The organism is Pseudomonas sp. NCHU5216 (genome assembly GCF_052156495.1).
GTDB lineage: Bacteria > Pseudomonadota > Gammaproteobacteria > Pseudomonadales > Pseudomonadaceae > Aquipseudomonas.
The window spans coordinates 24,971-41,592 of sequence record NZ_JBQLIX010000030.1 but is presented as its reverse complement, the minus strand read 5'-3'; the positions used below and the strand labels follow the sequence as shown (position 1 = coordinate 41,592).

Genomic DNA, 16,622 nt, shown 5'->3' with positions numbered 1-16,622 from the left:
AATCGTCATGACCACCGCCATCCCCGCCCACGCCGAACTCACCCTGCCCGCCCCCGCCAAGCTCAACCTGATGCTGCATATCCTCGGCCGCCGCGCCGACGGCTATCACGAGCTGCAGACCCTGTTCCAGTTCCTCGACCATGGAGACGAGCTCGGCTTCAGCCTGCGCCAGGACGGCGAGATCCGCCTGCACACGCCCATCGACGGCGTGCCGCACGACAGCAACCTGATCGTGCGTGCGGCCCGCCGCCTGCAAGAGGCCAGCGGCACCCAGCTCGGTGCCGATATCTGGCTGGACAAGCGCCTGCCCATGGGCGGTGGCATCGGCGGCGGCAGCTCGGATGCCGCCACCACCCTGCTCGGCCTCGACCACCTGTGGCACACCCAACTGGGTGAGGATCGCCTGGCCGAACTGGGCCTGGCCCTGGGTGCCGACGTGCCGGTATTCGTGCGCGGCCGCGCAGCCTTCGCCGAGGGCGTTGGCGAGCGCCTGACCCCGGTGGAACTGAGCGAACCCTGGTTCCTCGTCGCCGTGCCGCAAGTCTTTGTAAGCACAGCAGAAGTTTTCGCTGCGCCCGAGTTGACACGGGATACGCCGCCCATTAAAGTTCGCAGCCTTCTTGCGGGGGGTGGTCGTAACGACTGCCAGCCGGTCGTCGAGAAGCGTTACCCAGCAGTTCGTAACGCTTTGATCTTGCTGAACAAATTTGTTCCAGCTAGATTGACCGGCACTGGAGCTTGCGTATTTGGGAGCTTCCCAAATCGGGACGATGCTGATAAAGTCGCCCGCCAACTTCCAGGCACTCTGCCGAGCTTTGTCGCTCAAGGTCGCAACATCTCGATGCTGCACCGCAAGCTCCAAGCATTGGCCAAGAAGTGAATGTTCGACATTCGGTTATACGATACAGGGGCGTCGCCAAGCGGTAAGGCAGCAGGTTTTGATCCTGCCATGCGTTGGTTCGAATCCAGCCGCCCCTGCCATAACCTCCCTCGGGAGGCATCGACAACCGGATAGCACGACATTCGACACAGATATAGGGGCGTCGCCAAGCGGTAAGGCAGCAGGTTTTGATCCTGCCATGCGTTGGTTCGAATCCAGCCGCCCCTGCCATTTTCCATACCCATCCAGGTATACCCTCAGCCGGCAGGTACTGCGCGTGTCCAAGATGATGGTCTTCACGGGGAATGCCAACCCCGATCTGGCGCGACGGATCGTTCGTCAGCTGCACATTCCCCTCGGCGATGCTTCGGTCGGTCGGTTCTCCGACGGCGAAGTCATGATCGAAATCAACGAGAACGTCCGCGGCAAGGACGTCTTCCTGATCCAGCCGACCTGTGCACCCACCAACGACAACCTGATGGAACTGGTAGTGATGGCCGACGCCTTCCGCCGTTCCTCGGCCACTCGTATCACTGCGGTCATCCCCTACTTCGGTTACGCCCGCCAGGATCGCCGCCCGCGTTCCGCGCGTGTGGCGATCAGCGCCAAAGTGGTGGCCGACATGCTCACCGTGGTCGGTATCGACCGCGTGCTCACCGTCGACCTGCACGCTGACCAGATCCAGGGCTTCTTCGACATCCCGGTGGACAACATCTACGGCTCCCCGGTACTGGTCGACGACATCGAAGACCAGCGCTTCGACAACCTGATGATCGTCTCCCCCGACATCGGCGGCGTGGTACGCGCCCGTGCCGTGGCCAAGAGCCTCGGCGTCGACCTGGCGATCATCGACAAGCGTCGCGAGAAGGCCAACCAGTCCGAAGTCATGCACATCATCGGTGACGTCGAAGGCCGTACCTGCATCCTGGTCGACGACATGGTCGACACCGCCGGCACCCTGTGCCACGCGGCCAAGGCCCTGAAGGATCGCGGCGCCGCCAAGGTCTACGCCTACTGCACCCACCCGGTGCTGTCCGGCCGCGCCATCGAGAACATCGAGAATTCCTCGCTGGACGAGCTGGTGGTGACCAACACCATCCCGCTGTCCGCTGCGGCACAGTCCTGCTCGCGTATTCGCCAGCTCGACATCGCCCCGGTCGTCGCCGAAGCGGTTCGCCGCATCAGCAACGAAGAATCGATCAGCGCCATGTTCCGCTAAGCGGAACAGGCCAGATCAACACTGCCCCGCCTCGTGCGGGGCTTTTTGCCCTACCGCCCAAGGCTGGTCGCAAGCCTGTAGGCGGTTTGGTTATTTTGGAGAAGTGAAATGACTGTTGAATTTGCCCTGAATGCCGAAGTGCGTTCCGACCTGGGGAAAGGTGCGAGCCGCCGCCTGCGTCGTAACGTGTCCATGGTGCCTGCCGTGATCTACGGCGGCGAAAAAGCCCCGCAATCGATCAGCCTGCTGGCCAAAGACCTGGCCAAGCTGCTGGAAAACGAAGCGGCCTTCAGCCACGTTCTGACCCTGGACGTTGCCGGCACCAAAGAAAGCGTCCTGATCAAGGCCCTGCAACGCCACCCGGCCAAAGGCTTCGTACTGCACGCTGACTTCCAGCGCGTGGTTGCCGGCCAGAAGCTGACCGCCCACGTACCGCTGCACTTCGTCAACGAAGCCAGCGCCGTTGGCGTCAAGAAAGGCGGCGGCGAAATCCTCCACGCCCTGAACGAAGTCGAAGTTTCCTGCCTGCCGAAAGACCTGCCGGAATTCCTCGAAGTCGACATGGCCAACGTTGCCGTTGACCAGACCGTTCACCTGTCCGACATCAAACTGCCGAAAGGCGTCGAGCTGGTTGCTCTGGCCCACGGCAGCGACCTGCCGGTAGCCAGCATCCACCTGCCGCGCGTTCGTGAAGAAGCCGCCGGTGAAGAAGGCGCTGCCGAGTAATCGTCAGTAGCAGGCCCGGCATGCGATCACGCCGGGCCATGTTCTCGAAAGGGCTCCTGTATGACTGCCGTAAAACTGATCGTTGGCCTAGGTAACCCCGGCCCCGAATACGACCAGACCCGGCACAATGCAGGGGCCCTTTTCGTTGAGCGCGTGGCGGCCAGCCAGCGCGCCAACCTTGCTGTGGATCGCAAATATTTCGGCTTGGTGGGCAAATTCGACCACCAAGGGCGCGAAGTTCGTCTGCTCATCCCCACCACCTACATGAACCGCAGCGGCCAGGCCGTGGCGGCCTTGGCCAATTTCTTCAAGCTCAAGCCTGAAGAGATCCTGGTGGCCCACGACGAACTCGACATGCCCCCCGGCGTCGCCAAGCTCAAACAGGGCGGCGGCCACGGCGGGCACAACGGCCTGCGCGACATCATCGCCCAGCTCGGCAACCAGAATAACTTCCATCGCCTGCGGCTCGGCATCGGCCACCCAGGGCACGCCAGCCTGGTTTCCGGCTACGTGCTCGGGCGCGCCCCACGCGGCGAACAGGAACTGCTCGACAAGAGCATCGACTTCGCCTTGGACGTCCTGCCGGAAATACTCGCCGGCGACTGGACCGTGGCCATGCGCAAACTGCATAGCCAGAAGGCTACCCAGTAACCACCTTTCACCGAGGGTCACACCATGGGATTCAACTGCGGCATCGTCGGCCTGCCCAACGTCGGCAAGTCCACCCTGTTCAACGCCCTCACCAAATCCGGCATCGCGGCGGAAAACTTCCCCTTCTGCACCATCGAGCCGAACAGCGGCATCGTGCCCATGCCCGACGCCCGCCTGGACGCCCTGGCCGAGATCGTCAAACCCGAGCGCGTCATCCCCACCACCATGGAATTCGTCGACATCGCCGGCCTGGTAGCGGGCGCGTCCAAGGGTGAAGGCCTGGGCAACAAGTTCCTCGCCAACATCCGCGAAACCGACGCCATCGCCCACGTCGTGCGCTGCTTCGAGGACGAGAACGTCATCCACGTCGCCAACAGCGTCGACCCCAAGCGCGACATCGAGATCATCGACCTCGAACTGATCATGGCCGACCTCGATAGCTGCGAGAAGCAACTGCAGCGCGTCGCTCGCACCGCCAAGGGTGGCGACAAGGAAGCCGTGGCGCAAAAGGCACTGCTGGAGAAGTTCATCCCCCACCTCACCGAAGGCAAGCCGGCGCGCAGCCTGCTGAAAAACCTGGGTGACGACGAGAGGCGCCTGGCCAGGAGCTTCCACCTGCTTACCACCAAACCGGTGATGTACATTGCCAACGTCGCCGAAGACGGCTTCGAGAACAACCCGCACCTCGACGTGGTAAACGCCATCGCCGAGGAAGAAGGCGCCATCGTCGTGCCGGTGTGCAACAAGATCGAGGCCGAGATCGCCGAACTGGACGATCTCGAAGAAATGCAGATGTTCCTCGAAACCATGGGCATGGAAGAGCCGGGCCTGAACCGCGTGATCCGGGCCGGTTACTCGCTGCTCAACCTGCAGACCTACTTCACCGCTGGCGTGAAGGAAGTACGTGCCTGGACCGTGCGCGTCGGCGCCACCGCCCCGCAGGCTGCTGCCGTGATCCACACCGACTTCGAGAAAGGCTTTATCCGCGCCGAAGTGGTCGCCTACGACGACTTCATCGCCTACAAGGGCGAAGCCGGCGCCAAGGAAGCCGGCAAATGGCGCCTGGAAGGCAAGGACTACATCGTCAAGGACGGCGACGTGATGCACTTCCGCTTTAACGTTTGATCGTTGTAAGCAGTGTATAAACAGAACCCCGCGAAAGCGGGGTTTTGTTGTTTTTGGGGTGGGGGAATTAACGGGTTAAGGCTGGCGGGAGCTGGGAATTATGAAAAAGCACCACCTCCTTCGGTAGAAGCTGAAAGCCTGTAAAAACGGGGCTTTCGCCAGTGCCAGCTATTGGCTAATATCCGTTGCATGGTGTTTTGAGGTAAAAAGGGGCTCCCCTTTTGCCTGAACTGTGGCGCTCCTGGGTCAGCCAGCACGCCCTCTCCTGCATGGAAGCTGCCGTATGATCCGATTCCTTCTTGCCCTGATCGCCCCCCTACCGCTGATCTGCTCTGCAGAAATCTATAAGTGGACGTGAGAGAACGTGCGCGTCCATTTCGATGACAAGCCAAAGGACAAGAACCAAGCCGAGCAGCTCTTGCCCAAGGTCAGCTCCTACGAAAACTTCATCGACTAATCTATTACTATAGGCCGGGGGGATAGTATTACCCCCGTCTACAACATGAGAAAACACCCTAACGAGAATTTTTAATAAATTTTTCAAAGAAACTTTCCAATCTAAAATAATCTATTTTCTCTCGTCGCAGAATATATTTAAACAGGGACACATAATGAAATTCACCGAAGAAAATATCGCAGCATTATTTGGCCACGAAGCAGCAGAAGATGAAGACATAGACAGACTAAAAGCCTATTACTTCAAAGGCAAAGTCTATTCCCAAGTAGCAAACGAGCTTCCCATTCGCATACTAGTCGGCCACAAAGGAATCGGAAAATCTGCATTGTTCCACGTAGCAATGGCGGAACAAACCGCCGCAGGAAAACTGACAATATTAATCAAGCCTGACGACATCGCAGGTATAGGCGAAAACGAAACAGACTTTTTAAAACTTATAAGAGAATGGAAGTCTGGAATTACAGAAATAATCTCCAAAAAAGCATTAATATCTTTTGGTCTACTACAAGACAACTGGAGAGGAAAATTAAATAGCTACGGCGGACAGATAATTGATTTTTTACAATCCACTTTCCGAGCAGAAGACTATATAAGTCTAGCCCCTGCAAAAGCAGCAGTAATAAAAGATTTCCTGAGGACAGGAAAAATATACATTTACCTTGACGACCTAGACAGGGGCTGGCAAGGAACCAAGACAGATATTAGAAAAATATCCGCATTACTTAATGCCATCAGAGACATTGCTTCAGAGGTAAAGGGTGTTGCTTTCAGAGTAAGTTTAAGATCTGATGTATATTATTTAGTCAGAACATCTGATGAGTCCACGGACAAAATAGAAGGCTCAGTAGTTTGGTTCTCTTGGTCTAATCATGAAATTCTTGCCCTGCTAGCAAAGCGTGTAGACCAGTACTTTGGCATGAGCACATCAACTGAAACTTTGACCAATCTTTCCCAGCCCATACTAGCAGGGCACCTTAACCAAGTCATAGAGCCTTTCTTTAACGGGAAGGGAAAATGGGAAAATATTCCTACCTATAGAATGATGATGTCTCTTATTCGGAAGAGACCACGAGACCTTGTCAAACTCTGTACATTGGCAGCAAAGCATGCCAGCAGCAACGACCACGAACTAATAGGCACAAAAGATTTTAACAGCATATTTGAAGAGTATTCTCAAGGTCGACTTCAAGACACTATAAACGAATATCGCTCTGAACTACCGGACATCGAAAGACTGCTATTTGGAATGAAACCTTCCAGAGCAGAAAAGCGATCAGGCTCAGGATATATATACACCACAACAACGCTATTAGAAAAAATAAAAAACATACAGCAAAATTTTACATTCCACTTCTACGGAAGCAAAGTTGCCGAAACTAAAGATCTTGCCGCATTCCTGTACAAAATAAATTTCTTAACCGCCAGAAAAGAAAAAGGCCAATTTATCGAGAGGAGATATTTTGAAGAAAGCAGATACCTCTCACATAAATTTGTTGATTTTGGATTTGATTGGGAAATGCATCCAGCTTACAGATGGGCCCTACAGCCGGACAATCTAACTGACATTTTCCTCAATCTCTCACCTAGCGAGGACTAGACGATATTCAGGGACCGAAAAGGGGACCATCGAAAAGGGGACAGATTCTGAGGAATCCCCACAATGAAAAAGGGGACAGATTTGAATGGCACTTACTTTGCGCTCAGCCCTTTGATATGAAACGAAAAAGGCTGCTCCAAGTCTACGATGGATAGTTGCGAACACACCGCCGAAGCCAAGGAGCAGCCTTCATGAATCCTAAGCGCCAGGCCGCTTTCCATCAACAGCAGCGTGCCCGACACCACGCCTCCACCCTTGATGCCCAGGGACCGGAAAAGGGGACAGATTTATTTCCTGTCCTACCCTGCGTTTGAGCCGTCCTGGTTTCGGCTGGCTTCGTCGTAATCAGGGCTCGTCTGGCCATGTTCCGGCATCGCTTCGCCAGTCAACAACCACCACCTGTAGCTAGGAAATACTCGCCCGAGAATCTCGATCTCGTTCGCCCCGATGCGGGCCTTACCTCTCTTTATGTTCTGCCAGCGTACGTAGGCAGTGCTTCCGGCTTCAGCCAGGGCCTTGATGCTGGCAATTTCCAGCAATTTAAGACCTCTATCGGTAATCCCTTCGCTCATTATAAAAAGCCATGAATGTTCTATGTACATTTAGCGAGCGACATGTATTATTCAATTGTGTACCTAATACACATAAAGCATACCACTGCTGGTGCCCGATTATAGGAGCAATCACATGGAACATGCCTGTTCTGATGTGTGCCCAGCCTGTAGCGGGTTTCCGCAACGCAACACTCGGCAAAAGTTCATACCAGCTCAGCATCTGGCATGACACCCATCAGAGAAGACGCACGCCTACCTGAACCCACGGAGGCCTTTATGGAAGAAAGCTACATCCCCTTGCTGCTGATGCGCCACAACCGCCCGCTGCGCAGCGTGATGATCGACCGCCAGCCCTGGGTCTGCGCCAAGGAGTTCGGCCTGTTGATGGGGCACCGCCACCCGGAGCGAATCTGCCGGCTGATGGATGACGACCAGGTACGCACAGTGATCTTCCGTACCCACCAGGGCGATGCAGAGCCTGTGCAGGTGCTCAGCGAGTCCGCGCTTTACCGCGCCCTGTGCCGTTTCAGCCATTCCGAGAATCGCCACCTGCGCCGCTGGCTCACTCATGCAGCCCTGCCCGCCCTGCGCGATGCCTGGGAGCATCGCGCGCAAGAACCAAAACGCACGCTGATGGCCTGGGATCGCCAGCGCATCAGCCTGTTGGAATGGCAAGGTGATCTATGGATCGCCCTGCGCGACCTGCCCCGCTTCGCCCCACCGCCCACCCCCGGCGAGCGCTCGCTGCGCGCAATGCTCCAGCGCTGGTGGCGCTGATGGCCAACTCGCCAGATGCGGCAATCCATGACAGGTAAAAAGCACTGGCCTCAGTTGGTTCTTGCCACGTACGATCGATTTAACGCTTAACGTTAAGGATTAACGCATGCGCCCCGTTCACCCTGGCGAAGTGCTACGCGAAGAGTTCCTTGAGCCGCTGGGCATGACTCCAACCGCACTGTCTCGTGCTCTGCATGTGTCGGCGCCAACCATCAATGACATCGTGCGGGAGCGTCGTGGCATTACCGCCGATACGGCTATTCGGCTAGGCCGCTACTTCGACACATCGGCTCAGTTCTGGATGAACCGGCAGACCGAGTACGCGTTAGCGGTTACCTATGCAGAGGCAGGCGAAGAGATCGAACATAAGGTTCAGCCTCTGCGTGCTGTCGGTTAAGTAAAAAAGCCCCCCCTTCCAGCACAAAAGACTGCGCAAGCGGTTTGAACCCGGCAGTTCACCCCCTGCCAGCCCACTAAAACGAAATACTTCTCACAGCCCTTACTTCTTCAGTTTTTTATATGTACGCCTGTTGCGACCAAAGTTTTCTCATTCAGGACGAAAGTATTACCTTGCAGCACCACCCCCTCCCTTAACCTAGCGCCAGCTTGATCTGCGTCAACCTCAGACAGCCCTTGCATGTTATGAATTAATACAAGACCTCTTTACTTGAATAAGAGGCTACTTGCTCTCTCCATTGGCTCTGTTTTTGGAGAAACAAGAAATAACACGTTCACGGGCAGTTTTTCTCTGCACTCATCGTTCAACTCGTTATGGCTGTCGCTCACGCGCTGCTGGCGATAACAAGCGTTGATCAGCAGATAACTTATTGCAGTCCTGGCGAGGATTAGTCGTCCTTGATGCAGGGCAACCGTGGATGTTTTTGGATGTGGAAGCTTTATGCAAAGGAGCCGAATGCCGCCATCTTTTATGCAGGCTTAGAAAGTCCGAGGCTATTATGAAATTCAAATCGCTACAGGTACGTATATGTGCCACAGCCGGTGTGTGCCTGTTCCTCTCATCCGCCAGTCTGGTGGGATATGGTCTCGTGAGTGGGCGAGCCAATGAGGCTTATGTCTCGGAAGAAGTTTCCAAGCTGATCGAGAAATCGACGTTCAGAGAACTGCAGAACCTCGCCGAATCCCGCGCCAACGCCATTCAAGCCAAGTTGCAGAACGCACTGGATGCGGCGCGCACCATGGCCAACACCTTTTCTGCCAGCAAGTCAGCGCAAAGCCCGCTGGCGATGGGTCGCGAGCAGATCAATACGGTACTGCTCAGCGTTTTGAAAGATAACCCGGAATTCAACGGCACTTATTCCTGCTGGGAGCCGGATGCGCTGGATGGTATGGATCAGGCATTCCGCAATGATCGGGACGGTAACAACCCCGTGACCGGGCGCTTTACCCCGTACTGGACGCGTAGCGCCGATGGCAAGATCGCGGTGCAGCCGCTGGTGGAATATGACTCGGCGGACAAGCACCCCAACGGCGTGCTGAAAGGTGGCTGGTACAGCGGCCCGCGTGACACCGGCAAGGAAAGCGTGCTGGATCCGCTGCCCTACGTGGTGCAAGGCAAGAATGTGTGGCTGACCACCCTGTCGGTGCCCATTGTCGCCGAGGGCAAGTTCCAAGGCGTGGTAGGGGCGGACTTCGACATAGCCTTTATCCAGAAGCTCAGCGAACAGATGTCCGCCGAGCTTTACGGTGGCAAAGGCAGCGTGTCGATTCTCAGCCATCAAGGCCTGATCGTGGCCGACAGCCAACGCAGCGATCTGATCGGGCAAGCGCTCAAGACCTTGCTGCCCGAGTCCTGGGAAAAGGTATTGAAGAACATCCAGGAAGGCCATGCAGAAAGCCTGCTCGACCCGGCCAGCGAAAACTTCGAGGTGCAGGTGCCGATTGAGCTGGGCCGCACCGGCAAACCTTGGTCCTTGCTGATTCGCTTGCCCAAAGCGGTGGTCATGAGCCAGGCCATTGCCCTGGAGCAGGAACTGCAAGCACGCAGTATCGACAACAGCATCTGGCAGATCGTCGTGGGCCTGGGCATTTCCCTGCTGGCGCTGGTCGCGCTGTGGCTGACAGCCGCCAGAATCGTCGGGCCGATCCGCGAGGCGGCGGTACTGGCGGGCAATATCAGCCTGGGTGACTTCTCTCAGCGCCTGGTGCAGAAGACCGAGGATGAAGTGGGGCAACTCGCCTATGCCCTCAACGATATGTCGGACAGCCTGCAACGGCAGGTGCGGGTCGCCGAGCGTATCTCCGAAGGGGATCTGGATCTGCAGGTGCAACTGTCCTCGCCCAAGGACACCCTGGGCATGTCCCTGGAGAAAATGGTCGGCAACTTGAATGGCCTGATTTCCGAAGTGCAGCGCAGTGCCACACAGATTGCCGGCAGTTCCGCTCAGGTCAGCGAGCTGAGCCAGTCGCTGTCCGAAGGCGCCTCCAACTCGGCTTCATCGATTACCGAGATCAGCGCGGTGATGACGCAAATGGCCGCGCAGACCACCGAGAATGCCGGCAATGCCAAGAAAGCCGATGATCAATCACAGCTCTCATGCGCCGATGCCGGTGAAAGCGACAAGCTGATGAGCGAGCTGATCGACGCCATGACGGAAATCGACAAGTCAGGCAAGGACATCACAGCGATCATCACCACCATCGACAACATTGCAGCCCAGACCAACCTGCTGGCACTCAATGCCGCCATCGAGGCTGCCCGCGCCGGTGAACTGGGCCGTGGTTTTGCCGTGGTCGCTGACGAGGTTCGCAGCCTGGCTGCACGCAGCGCCGAAGCCGCGCAGCAGACCTCGGCCTTGATTGCCGATTCCTCGGTCAAGACCCAGCGCGGCATGGTCATCGCCGGCCGCACCGCCGAGTCGCTCAGGGGCATCGTCACCGGCACCACGGCGGTTTCCAGCCTGGTGTCGCAGATCTACCAGGCCTCCAGCGAACAGGCTTCCGGCCTGCAGCAGGCGAGTGTCGGGCTCGAGCAAATCGACGAAGTGACGCAGAAGAACCAGTCCAACTCACAGGCCTGTGCGGTCGCGGCGAAGGAACTGTCCGAGCGCGCTTCGGTGCTGCAACGTGAGCTGAGCCGCTTCAAGATCAAGAGGGCGTAACAGGAGCGACGAACACAAGGGGTCGATGGTAGAGGCAGTGCGGCAAATGTTGCGTGAAGCGCTCATGAATCAGTCGCCCCCCTGCCCCACCCCTTATCACTGGCGTCACCGAATCTTGCCCTTACGGTTCGGACAACCCAGAATCTCCCAAAACGGGAGAAATCCAGTGCATGTTATTTCGAGAGGGACGCTCAGAACACTCTGGGAGAGCAGCCCTGCTTATGCCGATGCTCAGTTACCCATGGTGGAGTGGTACAGGCATATGGAGAAGGCGACATACCTTACACCACAGGAGCTGAAGGCCGAGTTGCGCACAGCCAGCATTCTCAAGGGAGGTCGAGTGGTGTTCAACATCGCGGGAAACAAGTACCGGATAATTCTTGCCATCGACTATCAACGACAATTGGCCAAGGTGCGCTTCGTTGGTACTCATGCCCAATACGACCAAATTGACGCGGAGACTGTGTGATGAACATCAAGCCCATTCGCACCGAGCAGGACTACGTGGCCGCGATGGCGCGCATTGACGAGCTGTGGGGCGCAGAGATTGGTACGCCTGAAGGTGACGAACTCGAAGTGCTGGCTCTACTTGTGGGTAAATACGAAGACGAGCACGCCCCGATGCCGCCGTCCGACCCTATCGAAGCCATCAAATTTCGTATGGATCAGCAAGGCCTGACGCCGCGCGACCTCGAGCCATTCATTGGCTCCAGTGGCCGGGTTTCCGAAGTGCTGAACCGCAAACGGAAATTGAGCCTGGCGATGATCAGACGCCTGCATGACGGCCTACGTATCCCCTATGAAAGTTTGCTGGCGGACGTGGCCTGACAGCTAGGGGTGAAGGGCTTTTATCAGATCTTTCACAAGCCTACTTCGCCAGGGTGCGTCGTTCCAACTACATCGCCAGTCTGCACTTGGCGGGTTTTCAGGTCACGCCTGCCGATGCGGAACGCCCATTACCTTCACACGAAGCGATATTCAGCCAGCTTCGCTCTAAGTGCGGCTGAAAGAGACAAAAAGCGGAGCAAATAAAAAGGGGCTAGCTTGCGCTAACCCCTTGAAATTTATGGTGGCTACACCGGGACTTGAACCTGGGACATCAGCATTATGAATGCTGCGCTCTAACCGACTGAGCTATGTAGCCAACGTGGCGCGCATTTTCCGCGCCTCGCCCACTGCTGTCAACCCCAGATCATCGATAAATTTACGTTTTATCAAGTGGTTAGGTCGTGGCATCTGGATAGGGGACATCGGCCCCGTGCCAGACGATTTTTGCCTCGTCGCGACGCTTGTGTGGCGCTCTGGCCATGCCAGAAAATAGCGCCCCGCCCTACCCCATTCGGGCCGTTCGGCCCTGGAGCCTACCTTGAGAGACAGAGACGACTTCGACGACCTGCGCGCCGAGCGCGATATGCCGATGCGCCACCGACATGAGGCGAACCGCTTCGCCGGGCTGTGGAAGCAGATCGCGCTGGGAATCGTTGTCGGTTACGGCGTGCTTGGCCTGATCAGCGCCATTAGCTGGGCCGTCATCGCACACCTTGCACTGGGCACGCTGGCAATCACGCTGCCCTGACCAAAACATCAAGGCTGCGCGATAAACGCTCGGAGCAAACCGAGCACCAGAGTTGCGCACTGGCGCACTTGTCATCCCTTGCTGGCCTCTGCATCCTCGTCCATCGTTTATTCGAGTGCCCAGTCATGACGCCCATCCAGCATATCGGCCTGGCCTTGTTCGTGTTGTTGTCCGTCGGCCTCGCTATCGGCCACCGAACCGGGTGCGCCGATGGCCGCGTGGTAGAAACCTACCTGGCCAAGGGGCTGGCCTCGCAATTGCTTGGCCATGACCTGTGCCAACAACTCCCCTCTCATTAAGGAAGATGCAATGAAGAAGCTCGCTCTGTTCGCCAGCGCCACTCTGCTCTCGGCCTGTGCGGGCCTGGGTACGCAGCCGCCCATGCCGATCAGCTCGCCAGCGGTGCAGGCCTTTCGCGATATCTGCCTGAAGACAGCGCCGAGCTTCGCCGAGGCGCACAGCGTGGCGCGCCAGCACGGCATCGAGGATCTGACCGACATGGGCTTCGCCACCGTCGGTTTCAATGCCGACAAGAGCCTCGGTTTGCAGGTGAAAACCAGCCACGAGTGCGTGATCACCACCGACAGCCAGCAGGACGACAGCCTGACCCGGCAACTGCTCAGCGCCGCTGCGGAAAGCGCCGGCACCGAGGTGCCGCGCCGCGTGCCGGCGAAGCTGATGATCGCCGGCCAGCCGTTCATCATCATGCACGACCGCGAGGGCGGCGAAGCCTTCGTGATGCTCAGGCCGGAGTGATAGCCGTAGGGTGGATGACGCTTTTTTCATCCACCGCACGCCAGGTGGATCGATGAAGCGTGATCCACCCTACGCGGTTACGCGCTCCTGCGCGGGCGGGTCGCCAGCAGCAGGCCACCGAAGATCATCGCCGCGCCGATCCAGTGATAGGCCTGCAGGCTCTCGCCCAGCAGTACCCAGCCCAAGAGCGCGGTGAACACCGGCATCAGATAGTTGGTCAGCGCCGCCCTGGCCGCGCCCACTACCCGGATGCCATGGTTCCAGCCCAGGTAGGCCACCAGCGAGGCGAACACGGCGGTGTAGGCGATGGCCGAGAGGTTGGCGGTGTTCAGCGCCAGGTGTGCGCCCTGGCTCAGGTCATAGAGGTAGAGCGGCAGGATCAGCGGCACGCCGAGCAGAATGAACACACCCAGCAGCGCCAGCGGTGGAATGGGTTGCAGATAAGCCGACCAGCGCCGCAACAACAGCGAGTAGAGCGACCAGTCCACCACCGCCAGCAGCATGATCATGTCGCCCTGGTTGAAGGCCAGGCCCGCCAGGCGGCTCCACTGGCCTTGGCCGATCAGCACCGCCAGGCCCAGCACGGCCACGGCCATGCCCCACCAGGCGCGGCGCGCCGGCCACTCGCCGAGCAGCAGGCCGGCGCCGATGAAGGTCACCAACGGCAGGCAGGTGTTGACCAGGGAGATGTTGATGGCCGCCGTGGTCTGCGCCGCGCTGTAGAGCAAGGTGTTGTAGCCGGTGATGCCCAGGGCACCGAGCACCAGCAGGCGCCAGCCGGCATGGCGTAGCGCGGCGCGGTGACGCCACAGCGGCAAGGCAACGAAGGGCAGCAGTAGCGCCAAAGCCAGGCACCAGCGCCAGAACGACAGGGTGAAGGGCGTGATCTCACCGGCGAAGGCGCGCGCCACCAGGGCATTGCCGGACCAGCACAGGTTGGCCAGTATCAGGCCGCTGAAGGCCAGTGGACGGGAATGATTGAGGGCAGTCATGGTTCGGCAACAGGGTGCGCAGGGTCATGCGCATTGATTAGGAAGCTTGCGATGCAGCGGCCTTGCACCATACGGAGGCATGCCGAGCTTGGCAAGGCAGCGGATGCTCAGACCTGTACGTCCAGCCGCCGCACCAGGGCGATGCCTTCAGGGCTGAGTTCGGCGCCGTAGGCCAGCACCTGCACTCCGGCGGCCTTGGCCTCGCGCAGGCCGGCGGCGTAGGCCGGGTCGATTTCCTCGGCAGCGCGCACGGCGCGGATGCCGGAGAGGTTCACGCAATACAGTTGCACCGCGCGCACCCCGGCCCGCGCCAGCGCCGCCAGTTCGCGCAGGTGCTTGGCACCGCGCAGGGTCACGGCATCGGGGAAGGCGGCAATGTCGCTGCCGTCGAAGCCCAGGGTGACGCTCTTGACCTCCACATAGACCGGCCCCTCGGCGTAGTCCAGGCGAAAGTCGGCGCGGCTGTTCTCCACGCCATAGGGCACTTCGCGCTTGAGCGCCGTGAAACCGGCCAGCTCGCTGATCAGCCCGGCGCGCAGCGCCTCCTCCACCAGGGCGTTGGCCCGCGCGGTGTTGATGCAGGCCAGGCGCCCTTGCGGGGTTTCGCTGATTTCCCAACTGCCCGGCAGCTTGCGCTTGGGGTCGTTGCTGCGGCTGAACCACACCCGGCAGCCTTCGCTCATGCAGTTGAGCATCGAGCCGGTGTTGGCGCAGTGAATGGTCAGCAGCTCGCCACTGGCCGTCTCGATATCGGCGAGAAAGCGTTTGTAGCGGCGCAGCAGGCGCCCTTCTTCCAGCGGCGGATCAAAGCGCATCGGGCTGCCAGCTTTTCAGGCCACGGGCGATACGTTCGACGGCCTGCTGCAGGCGCTCGATGTTCTGCGTGTAGGCGAAGCGTACGTGGTGCCCGGCCTGATAACGGCCGAAATCCAGGCCCGGGGTGAAGGCCACGTGCTCGGTTTCGATGAAGTGGCGGCAGAAGGCGAAGGCGTCGCCGCCGAAGGCGCTGATGTCGGCATATAAATAGAAGGCGCCTTCCGGCTCCACGGCGATGCCGAAGCCCAGCTCACGCAGCGCCGGCAGCAGGTAGTCGCGGCGACGCTGGAATTCGTGGCGGCGCTCTTCGAGTATCGCCAGGGTATCCGGCTCGAAGCAGGCCAGCGCGGCGTGCTGGGCCATGCTCGGCGCGCTGATGTAGAGGTTCTGCGCCAGTTTCTCCAGCTCCGGCACCGCCGCCTCGGGCGCCACCAGCCAGCCCAGGCGCCAGCCGGTCATGCCGAAATATTTGGAGAAACTATTGAGCACGAAGGCCTCGTCGTCGACTTCCAGCACGCTGGGCGCATCGCAGCCATAGGTCAGGCCGTGGTAGATCTCGTCCACCACCAGATGGCCGCCGCGCTGCTTGAGGCAGGTGGATAACGCCGCCAGCTCGTCCTTGTGCAGCAAGGTGCCGGTGGGGTTGGCCGGCGAGGCCACCAGGGCGCCGACGCTGCTGGTATCCCAGTGGCGCTGCACCAGTTGCGGGGTGAGCTGGTAACGCACATCGGGGCCGACCGGCACCAGTTGCGCGGCGCCTTCGACCAGGCGCAGGAAGTGGCGATTGCAGGGGTAACCGGGATCGGCCAGCAGCCAGTGCTTGCCCGGATCCACCAGCAGGCTGGCGGCCAGCAGCAGCGCTCCGGAGCCGCCTGGCGTCACCAGAATGCGTTGTGGGTCTATGCTCAAGCGATAACGCTCGGCGTAGAAGCCGGCGATGGCCTCGCGCAGTTGCGGCAGGCCACGCGCAGCGGTGTAGCGGGTGTGCCCGGCGGCCAGGGCGGCCTGGCCGGCGCGGATGATGGGCTCGGCGGTGGTGAAATCCGGCTCGCCGATCTCCAGGTGAATCACGTCATGCCCGGCGGCCTGCAACTCGTTGGCGCGCGCCAGCAAGGCCATCACGTGGAAGGGTTCGATGGCGCGACTACGCGCGCTGTAGAGCTGAGGCATGGGTCTGTCTTCAGGGTGGCGAGCGGCGGATTCTAGCAGGGCGCGCTAGCCGGGCGGCAAGCGCAACGGGTGCGTCTTTCAGTGCCGTCGACACCTGCCGTTACGCCTGCAACGCGCACCCATGCAGCTTTCGTTCACAACCCGCCACTGCGTGGACAACCGGGAGTAGCGCGCCCTGATTCGATCTGGTAAGTTCGCCCGCTTGCA

At 59.1% G+C, this 16,622-nt stretch carries 19 protein-coding genes, 3 tRNA genes and 1 pseudogene; 18 read left to right on the top strand and 5 right to left on the bottom strand.

Annotation, left to right across the window (positions count from 1 at the left end):
- The first annotated feature begins 7 nt into the window (after positions 1–7).
- From ispE to ACSVIK_RS18840, 8 genes are all read left to right on the top strand, one after another.
- Positions 8–880 (top strand): 4-(cytidine 5'-diphospho)-2-C-methyl-D-erythritol kinase, encoded by an 873-nt coding sequence (gene ispE / locus ACSVIK_RS18875; RefSeq protein ID WP_442445759.1) that lies wholly within the window; start codon positions 8–10, stop codon positions 878–880.
- A 26-nt stretch (positions 881–906) separates the two neighbouring features.
- Positions 907–981, top strand: a tRNA-Gln gene (locus ACSVIK_RS18870).
- 55 nt (positions 982–1,036) lie between these two features.
- Positions 1,037–1,111 (top strand) — tRNA-Gln (locus ACSVIK_RS18865).
- A gap of 46 nt (positions 1,112–1,157) precedes the next feature.
- Positions 1,158–2,099 (top strand): ribose-phosphate pyrophosphokinase, encoded by a 942-nt coding sequence (locus ACSVIK_RS18860; RefSeq protein ID WP_037046880.1) that lies wholly within the window; start codon positions 1,158–1,160, stop codon positions 2,097–2,099.
- Positions 2,100–2,207: 108 nt separating this feature from the next.
- Positions 2,208–2,825 (top strand): 50S ribosomal protein L25/general stress protein Ctc, encoded by a 618-nt coding sequence (locus ACSVIK_RS18855; protein WP_442445758.1) that lies wholly within the window; start codon positions 2,208–2,210, stop codon positions 2,823–2,825.
- Between the two features lie 60 nt (positions 2,826–2,885).
- Positions 2,886–3,476 (top strand): aminoacyl-tRNA hydrolase, encoded by a 591-nt coding sequence (gene pth, locus ACSVIK_RS18850; protein WP_442445757.1) that lies wholly within the window; start codon positions 2,886–2,888, stop codon positions 3,474–3,476.
- Between the two features lie 24 nt (positions 3,477–3,500).
- The gene (gene ychF / locus ACSVIK_RS18845) at positions 3,501–4,601 is read left to right on the top strand and encodes a redox-regulated ATPase YchF (protein ID WP_442445756.1); all 1,101 of its coding nucleotides are present in this window, start codon (positions 3,501–3,503) and stop codon (positions 4,599–4,601) included.
- A 611-nt stretch (positions 4,602–5,212) separates the two neighbouring features.
- A complete protein-coding gene (locus ACSVIK_RS18840; RefSeq protein WP_442445755.1) occupies positions 5,213–6,655 on the top strand; it encodes a P-loop ATPase, Sll1717 family in 1,443 nt (480 codons plus the stop codon).
- A 299-nt stretch (positions 6,656–6,954) separates the two neighbouring features.
- On the opposite strand, the gene ACSVIK_RS18835 is transcribed toward ACSVIK_RS18840, so the two are convergent.
- Positions 6,955–7,227, bottom strand: coding sequence for a DNA-binding protein (locus ACSVIK_RS18835; RefSeq protein ID WP_442445754.1), 273 nt, complete (start codon positions 7,225–7,227; stop codon positions 6,955–6,957).
- Between the two features lie 258 nt (positions 7,228–7,485).
- On the opposite strand from ACSVIK_RS18835, the gene ACSVIK_RS18830 reads away from it, so the two are divergent.
- The 7 genes and pseudogenes from ACSVIK_RS18830 to ACSVIK_RS18800 all read left to right on the top strand — a co-directional run bounded on the left by ACSVIK_RS18830 (position 7,486) and on the right by ACSVIK_RS18800 (position 12,112).
- On the top strand, positions 7,486–7,986 hold the full coding sequence (locus ACSVIK_RS18830; protein WP_442445753.1) for a BRO-N domain-containing protein: 501 nt from the start codon (positions 7,486–7,488) through the stop codon (positions 7,984–7,986).
- A gap of 106 nt (positions 7,987–8,092) precedes the next feature.
- Positions 8,093–8,383: a HigA family addiction module antitoxin gene (locus tag ACSVIK_RS18825; RefSeq protein WP_442445752.1), complete on the top strand. Its 291-nt coding sequence runs from the start codon at positions 8,093–8,095 to the stop codon at positions 8,381–8,383.
- A gap of 478 nt (positions 8,384–8,861) precedes the next feature.
- Positions 8,862–10,205, top strand: a pseudogene (locus ACSVIK_RS18820) (PDC sensor domain-containing protein); the annotation flags it as partial.
- The gene (locus ACSVIK_RS18815; RefSeq protein ID WP_442445788.1) at positions 10,200–11,105 is read left to right on the top strand and encodes a methyl-accepting chemotaxis protein; all 906 of its coding nucleotides are present in this window, start codon (positions 10,200–10,202) and stop codon (positions 11,103–11,105) included. The pseudogene ACSVIK_RS18820 and the gene ACSVIK_RS18815, both read left to right, overlap by 6 nt.
- Positions 11,106–11,271: 166 nt before the next feature.
- Positions 11,272–11,574, top strand: coding sequence for a type II toxin-antitoxin system HigB family toxin (locus tag ACSVIK_RS18810; protein WP_442445751.1), 303 nt, complete (start codon positions 11,272–11,274; stop codon positions 11,572–11,574).
- Positions 11,574–11,933, top strand: coding sequence for a helix-turn-helix domain-containing protein (locus ACSVIK_RS18805; RefSeq protein WP_268181669.1), 360 nt, complete (start codon positions 11,574–11,576; stop codon positions 11,931–11,933). The genes ACSVIK_RS18810 and ACSVIK_RS18805 overlap by 1 nt, the downstream gene beginning before the upstream one ends.
- A complete protein-coding gene (locus tag ACSVIK_RS18800) occupies positions 11,930–12,112 on the top strand; it encodes a YhfG family protein (RefSeq protein ID WP_442445787.1) in 183 nt (60 codons plus the stop codon). The genes ACSVIK_RS18805 and ACSVIK_RS18800 overlap by 4 nt, the downstream gene beginning before the upstream one ends.
- A 60-nt stretch (positions 12,113–12,172) precedes the next feature.
- On the opposite strand, the gene ACSVIK_RS18795 is transcribed toward ACSVIK_RS18800, so the two are convergent.
- Positions 12,173–12,249, bottom strand: a tRNA-Met gene (locus ACSVIK_RS18795).
- A gap of 222 nt (positions 12,250–12,471) precedes the next feature.
- Here ACSVIK_RS18795 and ACSVIK_RS18790 point away from each other — a divergent pair.
- The 3 genes from ACSVIK_RS18790 to ACSVIK_RS18780 all read left to right on the top strand — a co-directional run bounded on the left by ACSVIK_RS18790 (position 12,472) and on the right by ACSVIK_RS18780 (position 13,437).
- Entirely contained in the window at positions 12,472–12,681 is a 210-nt protein-coding gene (locus ACSVIK_RS18790; RefSeq protein WP_442445790.1) for a hypothetical protein, read from the top strand.
- 125 nt (positions 12,682–12,806) lie between these two features.
- Positions 12,807–12,980 carry a hypothetical protein gene (locus ACSVIK_RS18785; protein WP_442445750.1) on the top strand — a complete coding sequence of 58 codons (174 nt, stop codon included), beginning with the start codon at positions 12,807–12,809 and terminating at the stop codon, positions 12,978–12,980.
- A gap of 10 nt (positions 12,981–12,990) precedes the next feature.
- Complete coding sequence (locus tag ACSVIK_RS18780; RefSeq protein ID WP_442445749.1) at positions 12,991–13,437, top strand: hypothetical protein; 447 nt, start codon at positions 12,991–12,993, stop codon at positions 13,435–13,437.
- Positions 13,438–13,514: 77 nt separating this feature from the next.
- On the opposite strand, the gene ACSVIK_RS18775 is transcribed toward ACSVIK_RS18780, so the two are convergent.
- From ACSVIK_RS18775 to ACSVIK_RS18765, 3 genes are all read right to left on the bottom strand, one after another.
- Positions 13,515–14,429, bottom strand: a complete 915-nt coding sequence (locus ACSVIK_RS18775; RefSeq protein WP_442445748.1) for a DMT family transporter — start codon at positions 14,427–14,429, stop codon at positions 13,515–13,517.
- Positions 14,430–14,536: 107 nt separating this feature from the next.
- Positions 14,537–15,244 carry a DNA/RNA nuclease SfsA gene (gene sfsA / locus ACSVIK_RS18770; RefSeq protein WP_442445747.1) on the bottom strand — a complete coding sequence of 236 codons (708 nt, stop codon included), beginning with the start codon at positions 15,242–15,244 and terminating at the stop codon, positions 14,537–14,539.
- Positions 15,234–16,415: a pyridoxal phosphate-dependent aminotransferase gene (locus ACSVIK_RS18765; RefSeq protein ID WP_442445746.1), complete on the bottom strand. Its 1,182-nt coding sequence runs from the start codon at positions 16,413–16,415 to the stop codon at positions 15,234–15,236. Before ACSVIK_RS18765 ends, sfsA begins: the two co-directional genes overlap by 11 nt.
- Positions 16,416–16,622: the final 207 nt, after the last annotated feature.

What these genes read in the sequence shown, in the direction of transcription:
- ispE (WP_442445759.1), top strand. Translation starts at nt 8, where the DNA reads ATGACCACCGCCATCCCCGCCCACGCCGAACTCACCCTGCCCGCCCCC.
- ACSVIK_RS18855 (WP_442445758.1), top strand. Translation starts at nt 2,208, where the DNA reads ATGACTGTTGAATTTGCCCTGAATGCCGAAGTGCGTTCCGACCTGGGG.
- pth (WP_442445757.1), top strand. Translation starts at nt 2,886, where the DNA reads ATGACTGCCGTAAAACTGATCGTTGGCCTAGGTAACCCCGGCCCCGAA.
- ychF (WP_442445756.1), top strand. Translation starts at nt 3,501, where the DNA reads ATGGGATTCAACTGCGGCATCGTCGGCCTGCCCAACGTCGGCAAGTCC.
- ACSVIK_RS18840 (WP_442445755.1), top strand. Translation starts at nt 5,213, where the DNA reads ATGAAATTCACCGAAGAAAATATCGCAGCATTATTTGGCCACGAAGCA.
- ACSVIK_RS18835 (WP_442445754.1), bottom strand. Translation starts at nt 7,227, where the DNA reads ATGAGCGAAGGGATTACCGATAGAGGTCTTAAATTGCTGGAAATTGCC.
- ACSVIK_RS18830 (WP_442445753.1), top strand. Translation starts at nt 7,486, where the DNA reads ATGGAAGAAAGCTACATCCCCTTGCTGCTGATGCGCCACAACCGCCCG.
- ACSVIK_RS18825 (WP_442445752.1), top strand. Translation starts at nt 8,093, where the DNA reads ATGCGCCCCGTTCACCCTGGCGAAGTGCTACGCGAAGAGTTCCTTGAG.
- ACSVIK_RS18815 (WP_442445788.1), top strand. Translation starts at nt 10,200, where the DNA reads ATGTCGGACAGCCTGCAACGGCAGGTGCGGGTCGCCGAGCGTATCTCC.
- ACSVIK_RS18805 (WP_268181669.1), top strand. Translation starts at nt 11,574, where the DNA reads ATGAACATCAAGCCCATTCGCACCGAGCAGGACTACGTGGCCGCGATG.
- ACSVIK_RS18785 (WP_442445750.1), top strand. Translation starts at nt 12,807, where the DNA reads ATGACGCCCATCCAGCATATCGGCCTGGCCTTGTTCGTGTTGTTGTCC.
- ACSVIK_RS18780 (WP_442445749.1), top strand. Translation starts at nt 12,991, where the DNA reads ATGAAGAAGCTCGCTCTGTTCGCCAGCGCCACTCTGCTCTCGGCCTGT.
- ACSVIK_RS18775 (WP_442445748.1), bottom strand. Translation starts at nt 14,429, where the DNA reads ATGACTGCCCTCAATCATTCCCGTCCACTGGCCTTCAGCGGCCTGATA.
- sfsA (WP_442445747.1), bottom strand. Translation starts at nt 15,244, where the DNA reads ATGCGCTTTGATCCGCCGCTGGAAGAAGGGCGCCTGCTGCGCCGCTAC.
- ACSVIK_RS18765 (WP_442445746.1), bottom strand. Translation starts at nt 16,415, where the DNA reads ATGCCTCAGCTCTACAGCGCGCGTAGTCGCGCCATCGAACCCTTCCAC.